We start from the raw sequence: 19,676 nt of genomic DNA on the forward strand, positions 1-19,676 counted from the left end.
CAGTTGATGGCGCTAATGGGCTGAAAGGCCTTTTTTCGTCTGTTGCCCGCACAAAAACAAACGCCCCGAACAAGTCGGGGCGTTTTGTTGGGCCTTCATCAGTGTGTTTTCACACAGTCTGTTCGGGTGCCGTTTTTGTTTACAGCATTCATGTAGCAAAAAATAACCTGTGGCGAGGGAGCAAGCTCCCTCGCCACAATCACATTACAGTTTCTTAACCATCGGCACGCACGCCAGTTGCAGGCCCGAAGGCGATTGATAAATCGCACTCCCCTCCCCCATGTAACCGCAGCGCCGGTAAAAATCGGCAGCGTTCAATGTCGCGTCCAGGCAGACCTCTGTCAGCCCCAGCGCCCTCGCCAGATCTTCGAGAAAGTGCAGAACCTGTTTGCCCAGTCCGCGCTGCATGAAATCCGGATGAATGAAGATTGCACCGATTTCACGGTGCTCCAAATCAAGCATTCCGGTGGCCACGGGCTTGCCCTCAACCCAGCCCAGATAGAAGTACTTTTCCATGAGCGTGTCGTAACCGACCTCAGCCGAGCCCCTGGTCCAGTCGTGCATTTGCTGCTCGGTGTAGGCACCGACGCATTGATGCCTGATCGCCAAGCGTCGTATGTCGAATGCAGTTTGGGCGTCATTCGCGGTGGCTCTTCTGATCTCAAACATCTCTCTCTCCATGAGCCATGTGCAGGCAGGAAATGAAAAAGCCCCGTCCATTTCTGGCGGGGCTTCGGGTACACGTCAAATGACAAAAACGTATGACCTTATGGCCCGCCGGAAGCGGTCATGGAGGCGCACATCATGGTCATTCGATTTTGGGTATTCATGGGGCGATAGTGCTGTGGATTGTTCCGACACGTCAATTGCGAAGTCTCTTCGCTACTCAATTGAACGTTCTTACCACGCTGGTCGATTCGTCCTACAGGTGTTTTTACGACCGGCGTCTACCGTTGAAAAAGGGACGAAAAGCAAGGCTAGGAAGCCTTGACCGATTCGATTTTCGAGACAACACTATACGTAGGTAACGTACAGAACATGGATGCTCTATTTATCGAATTACCTGTGTTTCAGAAGCACCGAGACGACTATCTGGATGACGATCTGTTTCGCAGCTTTCAACTGGAGTTGCTGAAAAATCCGGAAGTGGGCGATCTTATCGAGGACACAGGCGGGCTTCGTAAAATTCGCTTTGGCGACCAACGAAGAGGGAAAGGAAAACGCAGCGGATTACGAGTGATTTACTACTGGTGGTCAGGCTTCGATCAGTTCTGGCTCTTTACCGTCTATAACAAAAACGAGCAGGACGATCTGACGCCTGCCCATAAAAAACTTTTCAGAAAAACACTGGATAGAGAACTCAACGCGAGAAGCCACTATGAAACGTGACATTTTTTCCGAACTGATGGATGGACTCGAAGCACTGGCCGATGAACGCCAAGGCAAAATCACCTTGCGTACCCACAAGGTTCAGTTGCCAAAACTGATGCCAATCACTGCGGAGGAAGTGGTAGCCATCCGTCAGCAACTTAATCTTTCTCGGTCAGTATTCGCGATGTATCTACGCACCAACACGCGAACGCTCGAAAACTGGGAGCAAGGACGAGCAACGCCTAATGCTCAGGCCACGACCCTGATCCGTCTGGTCCAGCGTTTTCCGCAGACAATCGAACAACTCGCAGCCCTGACCTGATATCCAAGGCCTTCGCCCCATCCACATGACGAAATTGTAATTCCCCCATCACCTTGGCGTTATCCGCAGCTTGCAACGATGTCACCCCGCGACCATGCCGGCGGGCGCTTGCCCGTCGAACAATAAAACCCACTCCGAAGCACGTTCCCGTTCTGCCGAACCCAAGGAGTGTTTGATGGTTAACAATACAAAAATGTCGATGGCCGCTTTAGCGGTGGTGGTTGGCTCCGGGCCGTCCATGGTGTTTGCAGAAGAAAAAGCCGAAGGCTTTATCGAAGGCAGCAGCCTGACGGTGCTCAACCGTAATTTCTATTTCAATCGTGAGCACCGCAACGGCCAGTCCAGCCCGACCGGCAACGGTTATTCCGAAGCCTGGTCGCATGTGGTGATCAGCAAGTTCGAATCCGGCTTCACACAAGGCACCGTCGGGGTCGGTGTTGATGCGTTTGCCATGATCGGTTTGAAACTCGACACCGGTGACGGCCACAACGGTGGGCGCAGTTCGTTTGATGTGTTGCCGGTCAACAGTGAAGGCGAGGCCCGGGACGAATACACCAAGGTCGGTGGCGCGGCGAAAGTGCGGGCATTTGATACGGTGGTCAGGGTCGGTGATGTATTCCTGGCCAACCCGGTAGTGGCGGCCGGTGACTCGCGTCTGCTGCCAGAAAGCTTTCGCGGCGTGACGGCGACCAACACCAGTATTGAAGGTCTGTCGGTTCAGGGTGGTCGACTGCACGCGATGAGCCAACCGGTGTCCAGCGACATGCGCGAGAACTTCGCAACCTTCTATGCCGGCCCGGTCAATTCGCCGTGGATTGCTTATGGCGGCGGCGATTACGTGCTGAACAAAAATCTCAGTTTCAGTCTGTACTCCAGTCGTCTCAAGGATGCCTGGAATCAGTACTACGCTGGCACTGCGTGGACGTATCCGCTGTCGGATGACTTGTCGCTGTTTGGTGGTTTGAATTACTACAAGGCTGTCGACGAAGGCAAACAACTGCTCGGCGAGTTCGACAACAACATCTGGAGCGGCCGTGTCGGTGTGAAACTCGGCGCGCACTCCGTCGCCCTCTCCCACCAGCGCAACAACGGCAACGACGATTTCGATTACCTGCGCCAGTCCGACTCGATCTTCCTCGACAACTCCATCCAGTACAGCGACTTCAACTCGCCGAAGGAACGTTCGTGGATGGTGCGTTATGACCTCGACATGACCACCTATGGCGTGCCCGGTTTGTCATTCATGACCCGTTATGCGCGCGACACTGACGCCGATTATTCCAATGCCAACGCCGCGTACATGCGCCGCGATGCCGAGGGCAATCCGCTGACGGATCAGAAGCGTTGGGAGCGCGATATAGAAGTCAAATACGTGGTGCAGAGTGGTTCATTGAAGGACATGTCACTGCGCTTGCGCCAGGCCACCACCCGCGCCACGGCGTTCGAGTCGGATCTGGATGAAGTGCGGGTGATTGTCGAGTATCCGTTGGCGATTCTCTGAGTTCACGAGCAATGCGCATTCACCTTTAGAAGCTCCTTGCTCCTTTAGAAAGAGGTGAATTTTTTGGCGTCCTTTGGGGCGCCTTTTTTATATCTGGTGTGTACCTGAGGTTGTAGCCCTGAAAACTATCAGGTAAAGAGTGGCGTACCGACGCGCCCTGCACCTGAATCGGAGTCAGGTGGATCAACAGCAAGGATTAATTGTGACTGACCTCATTTACCTCTCTGCATGGGGAACTGTCCTGCTGCTGGTTTTTCTCGGCGAGGCAATAACGCTGTTTGCCGCCTACTGGCGGCTCGATCAGATGGAACACCACTTCATCGCCTCTCAATTTGTAGCCACTGATCGCAAGCGTTTGGGCAATGGCCCATTGGGGCGAATGAAGAGAGTAAGGCAGATCGGCGCACTCACCGGCCTTGTCACCTACCCACTGATGCTGGAACGCCCGACGGTCATGGAGGCCGAACGCTTTCCAGTACATCTGAAAAAATGGGGGGCGGTGCCGCGAAGCATCCGGCGAATCGCTTTCATGGGCGCCTGCCTACTTTTACTCTGGCTGGGTTTCGAGCGGTTATGCATGATGCTCTCCACACCGACGAGCGATTTGAAGCGGCTGTACGTGGCCGCATTGATCGCCTGTGTTGTTGTGGCAGTGTTGGCACTGCTCGTGCGGACATACGTCAGTTTTTTCAAACTGGCAGCCATCGAGTCTTTTCTGAAAGAGTCCTACTTCGTCGCTCGCAATCAGCGGGTATTGGGAGACAGCGTTTATGGTCGCTCCTGCCGCCTGTACCACATTTCGAACATTCTCTGTCTGGACTACGGCTATCTGCAGGCAAGTGATCCCGAGGTCATACCCGAGATTGACCGCTTTCCGCTGCCTCTGCGGCGTTGGGTCATTATTCCCGCCCGGATGTTTGGCTACTCTGTTCCGGGTTTTGTCGCGGTTTACTGTGCCGCGATGATCTTTGGCGTCTTTGCCTGAGCGTCAACCTTTGAATAAAACGCGGCCCTGACTAGCGCCGCGTTTTTTCTGCCTGCCTGGACAGATCGGATCAGCCAGCAGGGTCGACGTTATCCAATGCTCTGTTCACCGCCAGTTCACCAAGCATGACGACTTGGGCGATACCGAGCAACGTCTTGCGGTGCGTGCCTTCGAGCAGCGCGGCGAAGTCACCGAGCATGACGCTGGCCGAGGACAGGGACTCGCTGGCGTTGGCCAGCAGGGATTCGGTGTCGGCGGTGGGGTTGACCAGGAACATCTGGTTCTGGACATAGGGCGTGGCCATGATGGCGGCCGTGGGTTTGAGGTAGAAGTCGAGGGCGCGGTCGGCGGCTTCGTGGAGTTTGCGGGTGTCTTCGCCCGCGTAGGGGGACGTTGTATGGGCGTGCGCTGGAACGGTTGTTTCCGGGGGATTGGGTGTTGGCTTTTTCATGTTGTTTCTCCTTCTGAACGTTGAAGCTGATCCATTCGGTTCCACGCGAAGGGGTGGCAGCTGTACGCAGGTTGGAACCCGGGGAACGGAGAAACCCGGCAGACTCGAAAGTCTCCCGCGTACAGCCGCCATAACAGACTGCACACCATGAAGGTGGGCAAGCATACGTCATGAAAGACGCTTTGGCGTTGATACGTTCTCCGGGGTTCCAATCCCGATCGCTGATTTGGCAGCGACGCTCACAGCCTAGAGAGCCGACGTCCGACGGACAACCTGAAAACATTGTGGGAAGGTTCTGTATTTTCGGAAAACCTTTAAACATCCCGAATCGAAATACTCAGCCGCGCCAGGACTGTTGTGAAGGCAATGACTTGGGCGAGGACATTACCTATTCGTAATGCGTCGCCGCTCTATTGGATCAACGCGAAACCTGTGGGCGCTCGATGGCGGTGGTTCTGGCACAACTGAAAACGGCACCTTGCGGTGCCGTTTGCCCTTCACACATCAGCTTTTATTTACGCGCATCTGCCCAGGATTTCAGCAGTTCGTTGTAGCTCACGGTCTCGCCCTTCGGCTTCTCGTTCGCCAGTTTCGGTTTCGGCGCGCCCGGTTGATCGAACCAGTATTGCGCGTCGCGTTCCGGGTTCATTTTCGGTGCGCACGTGGCTTGGGCCTTGGAGCGTTCCAGACGCGACATGATCGCGTCCTGATCCTTGGCCAAACCATCCAGCGCTTGCTGCGGGGTCTTCTCGCCGCTGGCCGCTTCGGCGATGTGGCTCCACCACAATTGCGCCAGACGCGGATAGTCCGGCACGTTGGTCCCGGTCGGGGTCCATTGCACGCGGGCCGGGCTGCGGTAGAACTCGACCAGACCACCGAGTTTCGGCGCCAGATCGGTCATGGCCTGCGAGTTGATGTCCGACTCGCGAATCGGCGTCAAACCGACGATGGTTTTCTTCAGCGATACGGTTTTCGAAGTCACGAACTGCGCGTACAACCACGCCGCGAGTTTCTGTTTCTCCGGCGTGGATTTCATGAACGTCCACGAACCCACGTCCTGATAACCAAGCTTCATGCCCTCCTCCCAATACGGCCCGCGCGGCGATGGCGCCATCCGCCATTTCGGCGTGCCGTCGTCATTGACCACCGGCAGGCCCGGTTTGGTCATGTCGGCGGTGAAGGCGGTGTACCAGAAAATCTGCTGAGCGATGTTGCCTTGCGACGGCACCGGGCCGGACTCGGAGAACGTCATGCCCGCTGCTTCCGGTGGCGCGTACGCCTTGAGCCAATCGACGTATTTGGTCGTGGCAAACACTGCCGCCGGGCCGTTGGTGTCGCCGCCTCGGGTCACGCTGGAACCGACCGGGTGGCAATCCTCGACACGAATGCCCCACTCGTCCACCGGCAAACCGTTAGGCAAGCCCTTGTCGCCGCCGCCCGCCATGGAGAACCAGGCATCGGTGAAGCGCCAGCCCAGCGACGGGTCTTTCTTGCCGTAGTCCATGTGCCCGTAAACACGTTTGCCGTCGATTTCCTTGACGTCTTCGCTGAAGAATTTGGCGATGTCTTCATAGGCTGACCAGTTCACCGGTACGCCCAATTCGTAGCCGTACTTTTCCTTGAACCTGGCTTTCAGGTCCGCGCGTTCAAACCAGTCAGCGCGGAACCAGTACAGGTTGGCGAACTGCTGGTCGGGCAGTTGATAAATCTTGCCGTCCGGCGCGGTGGTGAACGAAATGCCGATGAAGTCCTTGATGTCGAGGGTCGGCGAGGTGAAGTTCTTGCCTTCGTTGGCCATCAGGTCGGTGATCGATTCGGTCTTGCCGTAACGAAAGTGCGTGCCGATCAGGTCCGAGTCGTTGACCCAGCCGTCGTAGATATTCTTGTCGGACTGCATCACCGTCTGCATTTTTTCCACCACGTCGCCTTCTTGCAGCAAGTCGTGGGTGAGCTTGATCCCGGTGATTTCGCTGAAGGCCTTGGCCAGCACCTTGGACTCGTATTCATGGGTGGTCAGGGTTTCCGAAACCACCTTGATTTCCATCCCGCGAAACGGCTCGGCAGCCTTGATGAACCACTTCAGTTCTTCGAGTTGCTGATCGGCCGTCAGGGTCGACGGTTTGAATTCGTTGCCGATCCACTTTTTCGCAGCGTCCTCGTAGGCATCGGCCCAGGCCGACGCGCTCAAACCGCTGAGTGCCAGCAAGGCTGCCAATGAAATGCTATGTCGCAGCTTATTGTTTTTGTCGAACATAGAGACCTCCTGTTTAGGATTTCGGAGCACGGTTGTCGAGCGACTCGACTAGCCCCAACGCATCACAGCCAACAGCCACACCAGGGACAACGCGGACGCCACCCAGATGCTCCAGTCGGTGGCGCCGATGACCAGCAAATGCAGGTAGGCGCTGCCGAGAAGACCGATAAACAAGCGATCGCCACGGGTGGTGGCAATCGGCAGAAAACCTCGCCGCAGGACGCTCGGCGAACGCAGCTCCCACGTCGTCATGCCCACCAGGAGCAAGCCTATGACGATAAAGAATGCCGCGGTGGGGGTGGTCCAACTCATCCATTCCATCATCAGTTCCTCAGACCCGGCCGAGGGCAAAGCCCTTGGCCACATGGTTGCGAACAAACCAGATCACCAGCATGCCCGGCAAAATGGTCAACACCCCCGCCGCCGCCAGCACGCCCCAATCGATCCCCGAGGCCGATACCGTGCGGGTCATCACCGCCGCAATCGGCTTGGCGTTGACCGAGGTCAACGTGCGCGCCAGCAACAGCTCGACCCAGGAAAACATGAAGCAGAAAAACGCCGTGACGCCGATGCCGGAACCGATCAACGGGATGAAAATCTTCACGAAGAACTTGGGGAAACTGTAGCCATCAATGTAGGCGGTTTCGTCGATTTCCTTCGGCACGCCGGACATGAAGCCTTCGAGAATCCACACCGCCAGTGGCACGTTAAACAGGCAGTGCGCCAAGGCCACGGCAATGTGCGTGTCGAACAGGCCAATCGACGAATACAACTGAAAGAACGGCAGCAGGAACACGGCCGGTGGGGCCATGCGGTTGGTCAGCAGCCAGAAGAACAGGTGCTTGTCGCCCAGGAAGCGGTAGCGTGAAAACGCATACGCCGCCGGCAGTGCCACGCTCAGGGAAATCACCGTGTTCAGGCTCACGTAGTACAGCGAGTTGATGTACCCGCTGTACCAGCTCGGATCGGTGAAGATCACCTTGTAGTTCGCCAGCGTGAAGTCCTGTGGGAAAAGTGTCAGACCGCCGAGGATTTCGGTGTTGCTCTTGAACGACATGTTCAGCAGCCAGTAGATCGGCACCAGCAGGAACAGGATGTAGACCAGCAACGGGATCAGCTTTCTTTTGCTCATGGCCGGGCCTCAGCGGTTGGCGTCGGAGTGCGTCATGGCGGTGTAGAACAGCCAGGACACCAACAGGATGATCAGGAAGTACACCAGCGAGAAAGCCGCTGCCGGCCCCAGGTCGAATTGGCCTACGGCCATTTGCGTCAGCGTCTGACTCAAGAAGGTCGTGGCGTTACCCGGCCCGCCCCCGGTGAGCACAAACGGCTCGGTGTAGATCATGAAACTGTCCATGAAACGCAACATCACCGCGATCAACAGCACGCTCTTTAGCTTGGGCAACTGAATGTGACGGAACACTGCCCAGGCGGACGCCCGATCGATGCGCGCCGCCTGGTAATACACATCGGGAATGGCGCGCAATCCGGAGAAACACAGCAGCGCCACCAGCGAAGTCCAGTGCCAGACGTCCATCACCAGCACCGTCACCCAGGCGTCCATGGTGTTGGCCGCATAGTTGTAGCTGATGCCCATCGCGTTGAGACTCGACCCGAGCAAGCCGATGTCGGCGCGGCCAAAAATCTGCCAGATCGTGCCCACCACGTTCCACGGGATCAGCAGCGGAATCGCCAGAATAATCAGCACCAGCGACGACCAGCGGCCCTTGGTCGGCATGGTCAGGGCAATCGCAATGCCCAGCGGGATTTCAATCAGCAACACGCACGCCGAATAGATGAACTGGCGCAGCAGCGAATCATGCAGACGCGGATCCAGCAGCACCTGCCGATACCACTCAGTGCCGACGAAGTAGCGGCTGGATTGGTCGAAGATGTCCTGCACCGAGTAGTTGACCACGGTCATCATCGGGACGACCGCACTGAACGCCACCAGCAAAAACACCGGCAACACCAGCCACCAGGCCTTGTTGTTCTGCACCTTGTTCATGGCTGCACCTCATTGTCTTCAGTGGCTGGCAGCAGGAATTCATCGGCATAGACCATCAGCCACTGCGCCGGAAAACTGATGTACGCCTTGCCCTGCGGCACCGGTTTGTCTTCCGCCAGGCGCACTTTCAACGCCACGCCGTCGAGATCGAGGGTCATGATCTTGTAGGTGCCGAGGTCTTCGACGTGTACGACGTGTGCCTGCATCGCGTCGTCAAACGGCTCATCCCAGACATGAATGAACTCGGGACGGATACCGACCTTCAGATTTTTCCACTGACCGTGTTCGATATGACGCTGCAAGGCGTCAGACAGCGGCAGGTGCGTCGAGCCGAAACCGACCCCGCCCGGTTGCGGCTGCACGTCGATCAGATTCATGCCGGGGCTGCCGATGAAGTAGCCGACAAAGGTGTGGCTCGGCCGCTCGAACAACTCCCGTGGCGTGCCGAACTGGACGATCTGGCCGCCGTACATCACCGCGATTTTGTCGGCGAAGGTCGAGGCTTCGAGTTGATCGTGGGTCACGTAGACCATGGTGATGTTGAACTGCTCGTGGATCTGCTTGAGCTTGCGTCGCAGTTTCCACTTCAGGTGCGGATCGATCACTGTCAGCGGTTCATCAAAGAGAATCGCCGACACGTCGTCACGCACCAGGCCCCGCCCCATCGAGACTTTCTGTTTTTCGTCGGCGGTGAGGTTGCGCGCCTTTTTGCTCAGCAGCTCTTGCAGGTCGAGGACTTCGGCAATTTCCTGCACCTTGCTGTGCACTTTCGCCTCGGCCATGCCCTGATTGCGCAGGGGAAACGCCAGGTTGTCGAACACGGTCATGGTGTCGTAGACCACCGGAAACTGGAAAACCTGAGCGATGTTGCGCTTCTCCGGGGTCAGGTCGTTGACCGCTTTGCCGTCGAATAACACATGCCCTTGCGAGGGGCTGAGCAGGCCGGAAATGATGTTGAGCAACGTCGATTTGCCGCAACCGGACGGGCCAAGCAGCGCATAGGCGCCACCCTGCTCCCAAACGTGATCCATCTCGCGGATCGCATAATCCTCTGCACCGCCGGGGGTTTTACTGTAGCTGTGGGCGAGGTGTTGCAAACGGATTTCGGCCATCAGGCAACCCTCGCGACACGCCGCCCCGGTGCTTGCACCAGGCGGCCCTGCGCATCGAAAACAAACAGTTTGTGGGTCGGGATATAAATGCGGATCGGCTCGTCGACGTCGTATTCGTGAACGCCGGACAGGTGCAGCACCAGCAGGAAATGCTCGTTGCGCACATGCAGGAAGGTTTCCGAACCGCTGATCTCGGCGACTTCCACCGTGACGGCCAATTCCAGATCGTCATCGTTGCTCGGCACCAGCGAGATGTGGCTGGGGCGCACGCCGAAGCGGAACTCACCTTCGCCCACCGAACGCAGATCAACGTTTAACGGGAAGTGTACGAAGTTGGCAAAACTCACTTCGTTACCGGCGATGCGCCCCGGCATCAGGTTGATCGGCGGCTCGGAGAACAACTCGGCGGCCAGCACGGTTTGCGGCTGGTGATACACCGAGGTCGACGGGCCGCTCTGGATCACCCGCCCCTCGTGAAGAATCGTCGTGGTGCCGCCCAGCGCCAGCGCTTCGTTAGGCTCGGTGGTGGCGTAAATGGCGATGGTATGGCGCTGCTTGAACAACTCGCGCATTTCCTGACGCAGTTCTTCGCGCAGTTTGTAGTCGAGATTGACCAGCGGCTCGTCGAACAGGATCAGTTCGGCATCCTTGACCAGCGCCCGGGCCATGGCGGTGCGTTGCTGCTGCCCGCCGGAGAGTTCCAGCGGATAGCGCTGCAGAAACTTCTCGATGCGCAGCATCTTTGCGGTTTCCTGCACCTTGCTGTGGATGATCTCTTTCGAGACGCCAGCCTGACGCAGCGGCGAGGCGATGTTCTCGAACACGGTCATGGTCGGGTAGTTGATGAATTGCTGATAAACCATCGACACATTGCGCAGACGCACCGGGCGATGGGTGACATCGACGCCGTTCATCAGGATGCGGCCGCTGTCGGGCTTGTCCAGACCGGCCATCAGACGCATGAGACTGGTTTTGCCAGACAGCGTGCGGCCGAGCAAAACGTTGAAGGATCCGGGTTCGAATTTCAGGCACGCATCGTCGATCCAGTTCTGGCCCTCGACGGTGCGGCAGACGTGCTCCAGGGTGAGTGACATGGCTCGGCCTTTTTATTATTGGAGTCAAGCGACCTGTGCAGTAGAGCGACATTCGTGCCAGAAATGGCAAGTTGTTGATTTGTCGTGAAAATCCTTGAAAACGCCGGGAAACGGCGTTCATTGCTGAACACATTTGAACAGTTTGGCGATTGACAATGAACAATAGTGAACAACACTCTATGGATGCTTTTGCCCAATCTCATGACCGCTGAAGATCCCAATGTGGGAGCGCGAATGCGGTGTGTCATTCAACTGATTCATTGACTGATCCACCGCATTCGCGAGCAAGCCCGCTCCCACCGTTTTGAGCTGTGCTGTTTCAGGATTTGGGTTCATAACAACAATAAAAATCGCTGCATCTGAGGCTGACTGCCATGGTCGCACCTGCCCCGCCGCTGTCCCACGACGCGCTCGTCCAGAGCTCCTGGCAACGTTGTCGGGCGTTTGGTCTGGATCATCAAAGCGCTCCGGCGTTCGATCAATTACCCGCCTCGGGTATTGCGCACCTGCTCGACCGCCATCATTCGCTGGTGCAAACCACCCATCAGGAAGTGTTGCCCTACTACGAGAACATCCTGAGCAATTCCAATTGCCTGATCATGCTCGCCGACAACCAGGGCCAGGTGCTGACCTCGTGGGGTACGCAACGGTTTATCGCCCCGAATCTGGCCCGAGGCTTTCAGGCCGGGGCGAGCTGGATGGAGCGCTGCAGCGGCACCAACGCCATCGGCACTGCGCTGGCCTGCGAGCAAGCGGTACACATCGAACACGATGAACATTTTCTGAAAGCCAACCGCTTCATGACCGGTTCCGCCGCGCCGATTTTCGACGCCGAGCGCAAGGTCATCGCGGTGCTTGACGTGTCCAGCGACAGCTATCTGCCACCCTCACACACCTTGGGCATGGTCAAGATGATGAGCCAGACCGTGGAAAACCGGCTGATCCTCAACCTGTTCCATGGCCAGCACTTTCAACTGACCTTCAACACCGGGTTGAACAACCTCGACAGTCAGTGGGCCGGCTTGTTGATTTTCGATGAGAGCGGTCAGGTGCTGTCGGCCAATCGCCGGGCCGACAATCTCTTGGGTGTGCGCTTGTCGCGGGTCAGTGTTGAGAGCCTGTTCAAGGTGTCGTTACTCGAGTTGATCAACCAGCCGGACGGTTTGCCGTTTGCCTTGCAGACCTGCGGGAGTAACCGTTTCCAGTGTTTGTTGAAGCGGCCACAACAGGCGCCCATCGAGGCGCGAGTGTTTACGTCTGAACCCAAAGCCGCCGCGCCAACCGCGATCAGCCTCAACACACTGCACCTGGGCGACAGTCGCGTGGAAAAAGCCGTGCGCCAGGCCGAGCGTTTGCTGGAAAAAGACATTCCGCTGCTGATCCACGGCGAAACCGGGGTTGGCAAAGAGGTGTTCGTCAAAGCCCTGCACCAAGCCAGCTCGCGCAGCAAACAGGCTTTCATCGCCGTCAACTGCGCGGCGATCCCCGCCGAATTGGTGGAGTCCGAGTTGTTCGGCTACGAGAAAGGCGCGTTCACCGGCGCCAACCAGAAAGGCAGCATCGGCCTGATCCGCAAGGCTGACAAAGGCACGCTGTTCCTTGATGAAATCGGCGACATGCCGCTGCCGACCCAGGCGCGGTTGCTGCGGGTGTTGCAGGAGCGCTGTGTGCAACCGGTGGGTAGCAGCGAGTTGTTTCCGGTGGATCTGCGGATCATCTCGGCGACCAACCGCTCGCTACGGGAGCAGGTGCAACTGGGGCGGTTTCGCGAGGATTTGTATTACCGCATCGGCGGGCTGACCCTGGAGTTGCCGCCATTGAGAGAGCGCAGTGACAAAGAGGCGTTATTCAAACGACTGTGGGAACAGCATCGTGAACCGACGCAATGGGCGGGGCTGAGCCGCGAAGTGCTGGAACTGTTCGATAAGCATCCGTGGCCAGGCAATCTGCGTCAGGTCAGCAGCGTGATGCAGGTGGCGCTGGCCATGGCTGAAGAGCAACCCGTGCGGCCGGAGCATTTGCCGGATGATTTTTTTGTCGATCTGGACATGGAGCCGGTTGAGCGCGTGCAGCCATTGGGGCTGGATTTGAATGATGTTGAAGCGTTAAACCGGGAGCTGCAGGCGGCGGGGGGAAATATTTCGCACTTGGCGCGACGACTGGGTGTGAGCCGCAATACCCTTTACAAACGGTTGCGTCAGGCTGAATGACAAGATGTCTGGGCGGGTCTCATCGCTGGCGAGCCTGCAATGACTTCAGCCCTGTCCCTGTAGATTCCTGAGATAACCCAAAAACAAAAACCCGCACAAGGCGGGTTTTGTTTTTAGCGGATCAGCCAATCAGTCAGCCAAACGCCAGGTCGTGCCACCCTTGCCGTCTTCCAGCACCACGCCCATGGCGGTGAGCTGGTCGCGGATGCGGTCGGATTCGGCCCAGTCCTTACCCGCCCGCGCCGCCAGACGTGCAGCAATCAGCGCGTCGACTTCAGCCGCATCGACACGCCCTTCGGCGCCAGCCTGCAGGAAGTCGTCGGCCTCGAGTTGCAACACACCCAGCACGCTGGCCAGTTCTTTCAGACGGGCCGCTAAACCGGCCGCGGCATCGAGATCGCTCTCGCGCAGTCGGTTGATCTCACGCACCATCTCGAACAGCACGGCGCAGGCTTCCGGCGTGCCGAAGTCGTCGTTCATCACCGCGGTGAAACGTTCAACGAACGCTTCGCCGCCGGCCGGCGCCACGTTCGGCAGGCCTTTCAACGCGTGGTAGAAACGCTCGAGTGCGCCTTTGGCGTCCTTGAGGTTGTCTTCCGAGTAGTTGATCGCGCTGCGGTAGTGGCTCGACACCAGCAGGTAACGCACGACTTCCGGGTGGTACTTGTCGAGCACGTCGCGAATGGTGAAGAAGTTGTTCAAGGACTTGGACATCTTCTCGCCATTGATGCGAATCATGCCGCAATGCATCCACGCGTTGGCGTAGGTCTTGCCAGTGGCCGCTTCGCTCTGGGCGATTTCGTTTTCGTGGTGCGGGAACTCAAGATCGCTGCCGCCGCCATGAATATCGAACGTCTCACCGAGGCAGCAGGTGGACATCACCGAGCACTCGATGTGCCAGCCCGGACGCCCGGCGCCCCACGGCGATTCCCAGCTTGGCTCGCCCGGTTTGACGCCTTTCCACAGCACGAAGTCCAGCGGATCTTCCTTCGCTTCGTCGACCTCGATCCGCGCACCGATGCGCAGGTCTTCGATCTTCTTGCGCGACAGCTTGCCGTAGCCCATGAACTTGCCGACGCGGTAGTACACGTCGCCATTGCCCGGGGCGTAGGCGTAGCCCTTGTCGATCAGGGTCTGGATCATCGCGTGCATGCCCGGAATGTGATCCGTGGCACGCGGCTCCATGTCAGGCTTCTTGATGTTCAGGCGCGCTTCGTCTTCGTGCATCGCGGCAATCATGCGCTCGGTCAACGCTTCGAACGATTCACCGTTCTCGTTGGCGCGGTTGATGATCTTGTCGTCGATGTCGGTGATGTTGCGCACGTAAGTCAGGTTGTAACCGCTGAACCGCAACCAGCGGGTCACCAGGTCGAACGCGACCATGCTGCGGCCATGGCCCAGGTGGCAGTAGTCGTACACGGTCATCCCGCAGACGTACATGCGCACATTGTTGCCATCGAGCGGCTTGAAGACTTCTTTGCTCTTGGTGAGCGTGTTGTAGATCGTTAGCACGTTAAATCCCTTGAATCACTGGCCCCACGAATCACGCAGGGTCACGGTACGGTTGAATACCGGCTGACCTGGTTTCGAGTCCTTGATGTCCGCGACGAAGTAGCCTTCGCGCTCGAACTGGAAACGGTCTTCCGGCTGTGCATTGCCAAGCGATGGCTCAGCACGACAACCGGTCAGCACTTGCAGTGAGTCAGGGTTGATGTTGTCGAGGAAACTGGCGCTGTCTTCGGCCTTCTCAGGGTTGGCCGAACGGAACAGGCGATCGTACAGACGCACTTCGCACTCGACGCTGGCAGCGGCCGGCACCCAGTGAACCACGCCTTTGACCTTGCGGCCTTCAGGGTTCTTGCCCAGAGTTTCGGGGTCGTAGGAGCAACGCAGTTCGACGATGTTGCCATCGGCGTCCTTGATCGCTTCGTCGGCACGGATCACGTAGCTGCCGCGCAGACGCACTTCGCCGCCCGATTCCAGACGTTTGTAGCCTTTCGGCGGCTCTTCCATGAAGTCTTCACGGTCGATGTAGATTTCCCGGGCAAACGGCAGCGCGCGCACGCCCATGTCTTCTTTCGGGTGGCGCGGCAGTTCGAGGTTCTCGACCTGGCCTTCCGGGTAGTTGGTGATCACGACTTTCAGCGGACGCAGCACGCACATGGCGCGCGGGGCGCTGTGGTCGAGGTCGTCACGGATGCTGAATTCGAGCATGCCGAAGTCAACCACGCCGTCGGAGCGGTTGGTACCGATCATTTCGCAGAAGTTGCGGATCGACTTCGGCGTGTAGCCACGGCGGCGGAAGCCCGACAGCGTGGACATGCGCGGATCGTCCCAGCCATTGACGTGCTTTTCATCGACCAGTTGCTTGAGCTTGCGCTTGCTGGTGATGGTGTAGTTGAGGTTCAGACGGCTGAACTCGTACTGACGCGGTTGCGCCGGCACTGGCAGTGCGTCGAGGAACCACTCGTACAGCGGACGATGGCTTTCGAACTCCAGGGTGCAGATCGAGTGAGTGATGCCTTCGATGGCGTCCGACTGACCGTGGGTGAAGTCGTAGTTGGGGTAGATGCACCACTTGTCACCGGTCTGGTGGTGATGGGCGTGGCGGATGCGGTACATGATCGGGTCACGCAGGTTCATGTTCGGCGAGGCCATGTCGATCTTTGCGCGCAGCACGCGGGCGCCGTCCGGGAACTCACCGGCGCGCATGCGGGCGAACCAGTCGAGGTTTTCTTCAACCGAACGGTCGCGGAACGGGCTGTTCTTGCCAGGTTCGGTCAGGCTGCCACGGTATTCCTTGGCCTGCTCCGGGGTCAGGTCGTCGACGTAGGCCTTGCCGGCCTTGATCAACTCCACCGCCCAGTCGTGCAACTGGTCGAAATACTGCGAGGCGTAGCGCACTTCGCCGGACCATTCGAAGCCCAGCCATTTGACGTCGCTTTCGATCGCGTCGATGTATTCCTGATCTTCCTTGGCCGGGTTGGTGTCGTCGAAACGCAGGTGCGTGACGCCGCCGAACTCCTGGGCCAGGCCGAAGTTCACGCAGATCGATTTGGCGTGGCCAATGTGCAGGTAGCCGTTGGGCTCAGGCGGGAAACGGGTGACGATCTGGGTGTGCTTGCCCGAGTCCAGGTCTGCCTGGATGATCGGCCGCAGGAAATTGACCGGCACGGCAGGGCCGGACTTGGCATTCGAGGTAGGGTCGACAGTGGGCTTGCTCATAGGATCCTTGACTTACAGGTGCGCGGCCGCAGAGGGGGCCAGACAAAACAAAGCCGCTATCATAGCCGATGCTGTCAAGGGGCTGACAGAGCAGGCCCTATAAAGGCGTGCATTTAATCGCACGGAAATGAAAAACTGCCTCGAAATTCACGCCTGTCACGCTAAACTGCGCACCTCGGCCTTCAAGGGCTGAACCGGTAAAGGGTGCAAATGGCCCATACCCACGAATTCCTTATAAAGAGTAGCGATCATGACTCAAGTAAAACTGACCACTAATTTCGGTGACATCGTCATCGAGCTGAACGAAGAAAAAGCCCCGATCACCGCGGCCAACTTCATCGAATACGTTAAAAAAGGTCACTACGAGAACGTCGTGTTCCACCGTGTGATCAAAGGTTTCATGATCCAGGGCGGCGGTTTCGAGCCTGGCATGAAGGAAAAGAAAGACAAGAGCCCAAGCATTCAGAACGAAGCTGACAACGGTCTGAAGAACGAGAAGTACACCCTGGCCATGGCTCGCACCATGGACCCGCATTCGGCATCGGCCCAGTTCTTCATCAACGCCACCGACAACGGCTTCCTCAACCACACCGCCAAGACCGCTCAGGGTTGGGGTTACGCGGTATTCGGTAAAGTGGTTGCGGGCTTCGACGTTGTCGACAAGATCGAAGGCGTTTCCACCACGTCCAAGGCAGGCCACCAGGACGTACCAGCAGACGACGTGATCATCGAGAAAGCCGAGATCATCGAAGCGTGATACTGCTGATTTCAGACTTGCATCTGGAAGAGGAGCGCCCGGACATTACCCGGGCGTTTCTGAGTTTGCTCGCCGGACGCGCCCGCTCGGCGAGTGCGTTGTACATTCTGGGCGACTTCTTCGAGGCGTGGATTGGCGACGATGCCATGACGCCCTTCCAGCGTTCCATCTGCCAGGCCCTGCGCCAATTGAGCGACAGCGGCACGGCCATTTTTCTGATGCACGGCAATCGCGACTTCCTGCTCGGCAAGGCCTTCTGTAAACAGGCCGGCTGCACGCTGTTGAAGGACCCGAGTGTCGTGCAATTTTACGGTGAGCCGGTGCTGTTGATGCACGGCGACAGTCTTTGCACCCGCGACGTCAGCTACATGAAGCTGCGCCGCTACCTGCGTAATCCGATCACCCTGTTCATCTTGCGCCATCTGCCGCTGAGCACACGCCACAAACTGGCGCGCAAACTGCGAAGCGAAAGCCGGGCGCAGACGCGGATGAAGGCCAACGACATTGTCGATGTCACGCCGCAAGAGATTCCGCGGATCATGCAGGCGTTTGGCGTGAAGACCCTGATTCACGGGCACACCCATCGGCCGGCGATTCATAAGCTGCAGCTCGCCGAGCAGGCGGCGAAGCGGATTGTGCTGGGGGACTGGGACCGTCAGGGTTGGGCGTTACAGGTGGATGAGAATGGGTATGCGCTGGCGCCGTTTGATTTTGCGCCGCCGCCAGCCCTGCCCGCTCCCACATTTTTGACCGCGTTCTACTTAGTGCCCGCTGGCAGCAGGCCCCGCCTTCGCCGCAAACGGCGGCTTCGCCAGCCACACAATCAGAATCAACCCCATGAACCCCCAGCCCAGCAGCGTGAAGTAATCCACGGTGGAGAGCATGTACGCCTGGCTGGTCAGCACATGGTCGAGTTGCGCATACGCCGGAGCACTCGCCCCGCCCAATTGATTCAACGCCTCCCGCGTCGCGGGCTCATAGGTGCTGATGCTTTCACTCATATAGGCATGGTGTTGATCGGCCCGGCGAATCCAGATCCAGGTGGTCAGCGACGCCGCGAAGCTACCGCCCAACGTTCGCAGGAATGTCGCAAGGCCCGCGCCGTCGGCGATCTGGCTCGGCGGCAAGTCCGACATCAGAATGCTCAAGGTCGGCATGAAGAACAGCGCCACGCCAATGCCCATGAACAGTTGCACCAGAGCGATGTGCTGGAAGTCCACCTCGTTGGTAAACCCGGCGCGCATGAAGCAACTCAGGCCAATCGCCAGAAATGCCAGCCCGGCCAGTAAACGCAGGTCGAACTTGTGTGCGTATTTGCCGACAAACGGCGACAGCAGCACCGGCAGAATCCCGATCGGCGCCACGGCCAGCCCTGCCCAGGTCGCGGTGTAACCCATCTGGGTCTGCAACCATTGCGGCAGGATCAGGTTGATGCCGAAGAACCCGGCGTAACCCAGTACCAGCACCAGTGTGCCGATGCGAAAGTTGCGGTGGGCAAACAGCCGCAGATTGACCACCGGATGCTGGTCGGTCATTTCCCAGATGACGAACACCGCCAGCGCGATCACTGAAATCGCCGCACCAATAATGATGAAGTTCGATTCGAACCAGTCCAGGTCATTGCCCTTGTCGAGGATCACCTGCAACGCGCCGACCCCGATGATCAGCGAGATCAGCCCGACGTAGTCCATCGGCTGACGGCTGGTTTCCACCGGACGCTTGGCCAATTGCGAACGCACGACCATCACCGCAAAAATCCCGATCGGCACGTTGATGAAGAAGATCCACGGCCAACTGTAGCTGTCGGTGATCCAGCCACCGAGAATCGGCCCTGCGATCGGTGCAACCACCGTGACCATTGCCAATAATGCCAATGCCATGCCTCGCCTGGCGGGGGGATACACGGCGATCAACAGGGTTTGCGTCATCGGATACAGCGGCCCGGCGACTAGCCCCTGCAACACGCGAAAGCCGATCAGTTCGGGCATCGACGTGGAAATACCGCAGAGAAACGAAGCCAGCACAAACAGAAGGGTCGCCCAGAGAAACAGCGTCACCTCGCCGAAACGCCGGCTCAACCATCCGGTCAGCGGCAGCGCAATGGCGTTGCTCACGGCAAACGAGGTGATCACCCAAGTGCCCTGCTCCGAACTCACCCCCAGGTTGCCGGAAATCGTCGGCAACGCCACGTTGGCGATGGTGGTGTCGAGCACTTGCATGAAAGTCGCCAGCGACAGGCCGATGGTGCTGAGCAACAGGCTGGGCGGCGTAAAAGAGGCGTTATTGCTCATCGCGAATCCTTTGAAACCTCAATAGCGTTACACCCGCCCTTGTGGGAGCGGGCGTGCTCGCGAAGGCGGCCTGTCAGACAAATCAATCTTGAATG

General features: G+C 58.1%; 18 protein-coding genes and 1 pseudogene. 8 read left to right on the forward strand and 11 right to left on the reverse strand.

Annotated features, from left to right (window positions below):
* A partial coding sequence (locus AACY18_RS23890; RefSeq protein WP_339466293.1) for a hypothetical protein occupies positions 1-218 on the forward strand: 218 nt, incomplete at its 5' end.
* On the opposite strand, the gene AACY18_RS23895 is transcribed toward AACY18_RS23890, so the two are convergent.
* Positions 205-669 (reverse strand): GNAT family N-acetyltransferase, encoded by a 465-nt coding sequence (locus AACY18_RS23895; protein WP_339466295.1) that lies wholly within the window; start codon positions 667-669, stop codon positions 205-207. The two genes, AACY18_RS23890 and AACY18_RS23895, sit on opposite strands and share 14 nt — an antisense overlap.
* Before the next feature lie 369 nt (positions 670-1,038).
* Here AACY18_RS23895 and AACY18_RS23900 point away from each other — a divergent pair, with 369 nt between their 5' ends.
* The 4 genes from AACY18_RS23900 (at position 1,039) to AACY18_RS23915 (ending at position 4,179) form a co-directional block, all read left to right on the forward strand.
* Complete coding sequence (locus AACY18_RS23900) at positions 1,039-1,389, forward strand: toxin (RefSeq protein WP_339432014.1); 351 nt, start codon at positions 1,039-1,041, stop codon at positions 1,387-1,389.
* Entirely contained in the window at positions 1,379-1,693 is a 315-nt protein-coding gene (locus AACY18_RS23905; protein WP_339432013.1) for a helix-turn-helix domain-containing protein, read from the forward strand. The genes AACY18_RS23900 and AACY18_RS23905 overlap by 11 nt, the downstream gene beginning before the upstream one ends.
* Positions 1,694-1,868: 175 nt before the next feature.
* Positions 1,869-3,194 (forward strand): OprD family porin, encoded by a 1,326-nt coding sequence (locus AACY18_RS23910; protein ID WP_339432012.1) that lies wholly within the window; start codon positions 1,869-1,871, stop codon positions 3,192-3,194.
* Positions 3,195-3,396: 202 nt separating this feature from the next.
* Positions 3,397-4,179 (forward strand): hypothetical protein, encoded by a 783-nt coding sequence (locus AACY18_RS23915; RefSeq protein WP_339432011.1) that lies wholly within the window; start codon positions 3,397-3,399, stop codon positions 4,177-4,179.
* A gap of 70 nt (positions 4,180-4,249) precedes the next feature.
* Here AACY18_RS23915 and AACY18_RS23920 read toward each other — a convergent pair whose 3' ends face one another.
* From AACY18_RS23920 to AACY18_RS23950, 7 genes are all read right to left on the reverse strand, one after another.
* Positions 4,250-4,630 carry a DUF6124 family protein gene (locus AACY18_RS23920; RefSeq protein WP_339432010.1) on the reverse strand — a complete coding sequence of 127 codons (381 nt, stop codon included), beginning with the start codon at positions 4,628-4,630 and terminating at the stop codon, positions 4,250-4,252.
* A gap of 511 nt (positions 4,631-5,141) precedes the next feature.
* Positions 5,142-6,884 carry an ABC transporter substrate-binding protein gene (locus AACY18_RS23925; protein ID WP_339432009.1) on the reverse strand — a complete coding sequence of 581 codons (1,743 nt, stop codon included), beginning with the start codon at positions 6,882-6,884 and terminating at the stop codon, positions 5,142-5,144.
* A 48-nt stretch (positions 6,885-6,932) separates the two neighbouring features.
* On the reverse strand, positions 6,933-7,205 hold the full coding sequence (locus tag AACY18_RS23930; protein ID WP_221730403.1) for a DUF2160 domain-containing protein: 273 nt from the start codon (positions 7,203-7,205) through the stop codon (positions 6,933-6,935).
* 10 nt (positions 7,206-7,215) lie between these two features.
* Complete coding sequence (locus AACY18_RS23935) at positions 7,216-8,016, reverse strand: carbohydrate ABC transporter permease (protein ID WP_123450806.1); 801 nt, start codon at positions 8,014-8,016, stop codon at positions 7,216-7,218.
* 9 nt (positions 8,017-8,025) lie between these two features.
* Positions 8,026-8,892 carry a carbohydrate ABC transporter permease gene (locus AACY18_RS23940; protein WP_339432007.1) on the reverse strand — a complete coding sequence of 289 codons (867 nt, stop codon included), beginning with the start codon at positions 8,890-8,892 and terminating at the stop codon, positions 8,026-8,028.
* Entirely contained in the window at positions 8,889-10,004 is a 1,116-nt protein-coding gene (locus AACY18_RS23945) for an ABC transporter ATP-binding protein (RefSeq protein ID WP_339432006.1), read from the reverse strand. Before AACY18_RS23945 ends, AACY18_RS23940 begins: the two co-directional genes overlap by 4 nt.
* Positions 10,004-11,098 carry an ABC transporter ATP-binding protein gene (locus tag AACY18_RS23950; RefSeq protein WP_339432005.1) on the reverse strand — a complete coding sequence of 365 codons (1,095 nt, stop codon included), beginning with the start codon at positions 11,096-11,098 and terminating at the stop codon, positions 10,004-10,006. The genes AACY18_RS23945 and AACY18_RS23950 overlap by 1 nt, the downstream gene beginning before the upstream one ends.
* A gap of 374 nt (positions 11,099-11,472) precedes the next feature.
* On the opposite strand from AACY18_RS23950, the gene AACY18_RS23955 reads away from it, so the two are divergent.
* A complete protein-coding gene (locus tag AACY18_RS23955) occupies positions 11,473-13,308 on the forward strand; it encodes a sigma-54-dependent Fis family transcriptional regulator (RefSeq protein ID WP_339466297.1) in 1,836 nt (611 codons plus the stop codon).
* 129 nt (positions 13,309-13,437) lie between these two features.
* On the opposite strand, the gene cysS is transcribed toward AACY18_RS23955, so the two are convergent.
* Together cysS and AACY18_RS23965 are read right to left on the reverse strand one after the other, a co-directional pair.
* Positions 13,438-14,820, reverse strand: coding sequence for a cysteine--tRNA ligase (gene cysS, locus AACY18_RS23960; RefSeq protein WP_339466299.1), 1,383 nt, complete (start codon positions 14,818-14,820; stop codon positions 13,438-13,440).
* A 15-nt stretch (positions 14,821-14,835) separates the two neighbouring features.
* Entirely contained in the window at positions 14,836-16,533 is a 1,698-nt protein-coding gene (locus AACY18_RS23965; RefSeq protein ID WP_339432002.1) for a glutamine--tRNA ligase/YqeY domain fusion protein, read from the reverse strand.
* A 250-nt stretch (positions 16,534-16,783) separates the two neighbouring features.
* On the opposite strand from AACY18_RS23965, the gene AACY18_RS23970 reads away from it, so the two are divergent.
* On the forward strand, positions 16,784-17,290 hold the full coding sequence (locus tag AACY18_RS23970; RefSeq protein ID WP_042559899.1) for a peptidylprolyl isomerase: 507 nt from the start codon (positions 16,784-16,786) through the stop codon (positions 17,288-17,290).
* Positions 17,287-17,997, forward strand: a pseudogene (lpxH, locus tag AACY18_RS23975) (UDP-2,3-diacylglucosamine diphosphatase); the annotation flags it as partial. The gene AACY18_RS23970 and the pseudogene lpxH, both read left to right, overlap by 4 nt.
* A 54-nt stretch (positions 17,998-18,051) precedes the next feature.
* On the opposite strand, the gene AACY18_RS23980 reads toward lpxH, so the two are convergent.
* Positions 18,052-19,581 (reverse strand): DHA2 family efflux MFS transporter permease subunit, encoded by a 1,530-nt coding sequence (locus AACY18_RS23980; RefSeq protein ID WP_339432001.1) that lies wholly within the window; start codon positions 19,579-19,581, stop codon positions 18,052-18,054.
* Positions 19,582-19,676 lie beyond the last annotated feature (95 nt).

It is taken from the genome of Pseudomonas sp. EA_65y_Pfl2_P74, assembly GCF_963970575.1.
Lineage (GTDB): Bacteria > Pseudomonadota > Gammaproteobacteria > Pseudomonadales > Pseudomonadaceae > Aquipseudomonas > Aquipseudomonas baetica_A.

Excerpts from the sequence above, each read along its gene's own strand:
- AACY18_RS23895 (WP_339466295.1), bottom strand. The coding sequence starts at position 669 with ATGTTTGAGATCAGAAGAGCCACCGCGAATGACGCCCAAACTGCATTC.
- AACY18_RS23900 (WP_339432014.1), top strand. The coding sequence starts at position 1,039 with ATGGATGCTCTATTTATCGAATTACCTGTGTTTCAGAAGCACCGAGAC.
- AACY18_RS23905 (WP_339432013.1), top strand. The coding sequence starts at position 1,379 with ATGAAACGTGACATTTTTTCCGAACTGATGGATGGACTCGAAGCACTG.
- AACY18_RS23910 (WP_339432012.1), top strand. The coding sequence starts at position 1,869 with ATGGTTAACAATACAAAAATGTCGATGGCCGCTTTAGCGGTGGTGGTT.
- AACY18_RS23920 (WP_339432010.1), bottom strand. The coding sequence starts at position 4,630 with ATGAAAAAGCCAACACCCAATCCCCCGGAAACAACCGTTCCAGCGCAC.
- AACY18_RS23925 (WP_339432009.1), bottom strand. The coding sequence starts at position 6,884 with ATGTTCGACAAAAACAATAAGCTGCGACATAGCATTTCATTGGCAGCC.
- AACY18_RS23930 (WP_221730403.1), bottom strand. The coding sequence starts at position 7,205 with ATGGAATGGATGAGTTGGACCACCCCCACCGCGGCATTCTTTATCGTC.
- AACY18_RS23935 (WP_123450806.1), bottom strand. The coding sequence starts at position 8,016 with ATGAGCAAAAGAAAGCTGATCCCGTTGCTGGTCTACATCCTGTTCCTG.
- AACY18_RS23940 (WP_339432007.1), bottom strand. The coding sequence starts at position 8,892 with ATGAACAAGGTGCAGAACAACAAGGCCTGGTGGCTGGTGTTGCCGGTG.
- AACY18_RS23945 (WP_339432006.1), bottom strand. The coding sequence starts at position 10,004 with ATGGCCGAAATCCGTTTGCAACACCTCGCCCACAGCTACAGTAAAACC.
- AACY18_RS23950 (WP_339432005.1), bottom strand. The coding sequence starts at position 11,098 with ATGTCACTCACCCTGGAGCACGTCTGCCGCACCGTCGAGGGCCAGAAC.
- AACY18_RS23955 (WP_339466297.1), top strand. The coding sequence starts at position 11,473 with ATGGTCGCACCTGCCCCGCCGCTGTCCCACGACGCGCTCGTCCAGAGC.
- AACY18_RS23965 (WP_339432002.1), bottom strand. The coding sequence starts at position 16,533 with ATGAGCAAGCCCACTGTCGACCCTACCTCGAATGCCAAGTCCGGCCCT.
- AACY18_RS23970 (WP_042559899.1), top strand. The coding sequence starts at position 16,784 with ATGACTCAAGTAAAACTGACCACTAATTTCGGTGACATCGTCATCGAG.
- AACY18_RS23980 (WP_339432001.1), bottom strand. The coding sequence starts at position 19,581 with ATGAGCAATAACGCCTCTTTTACGCCGCCCAGCCTGTTGCTCAGCACC.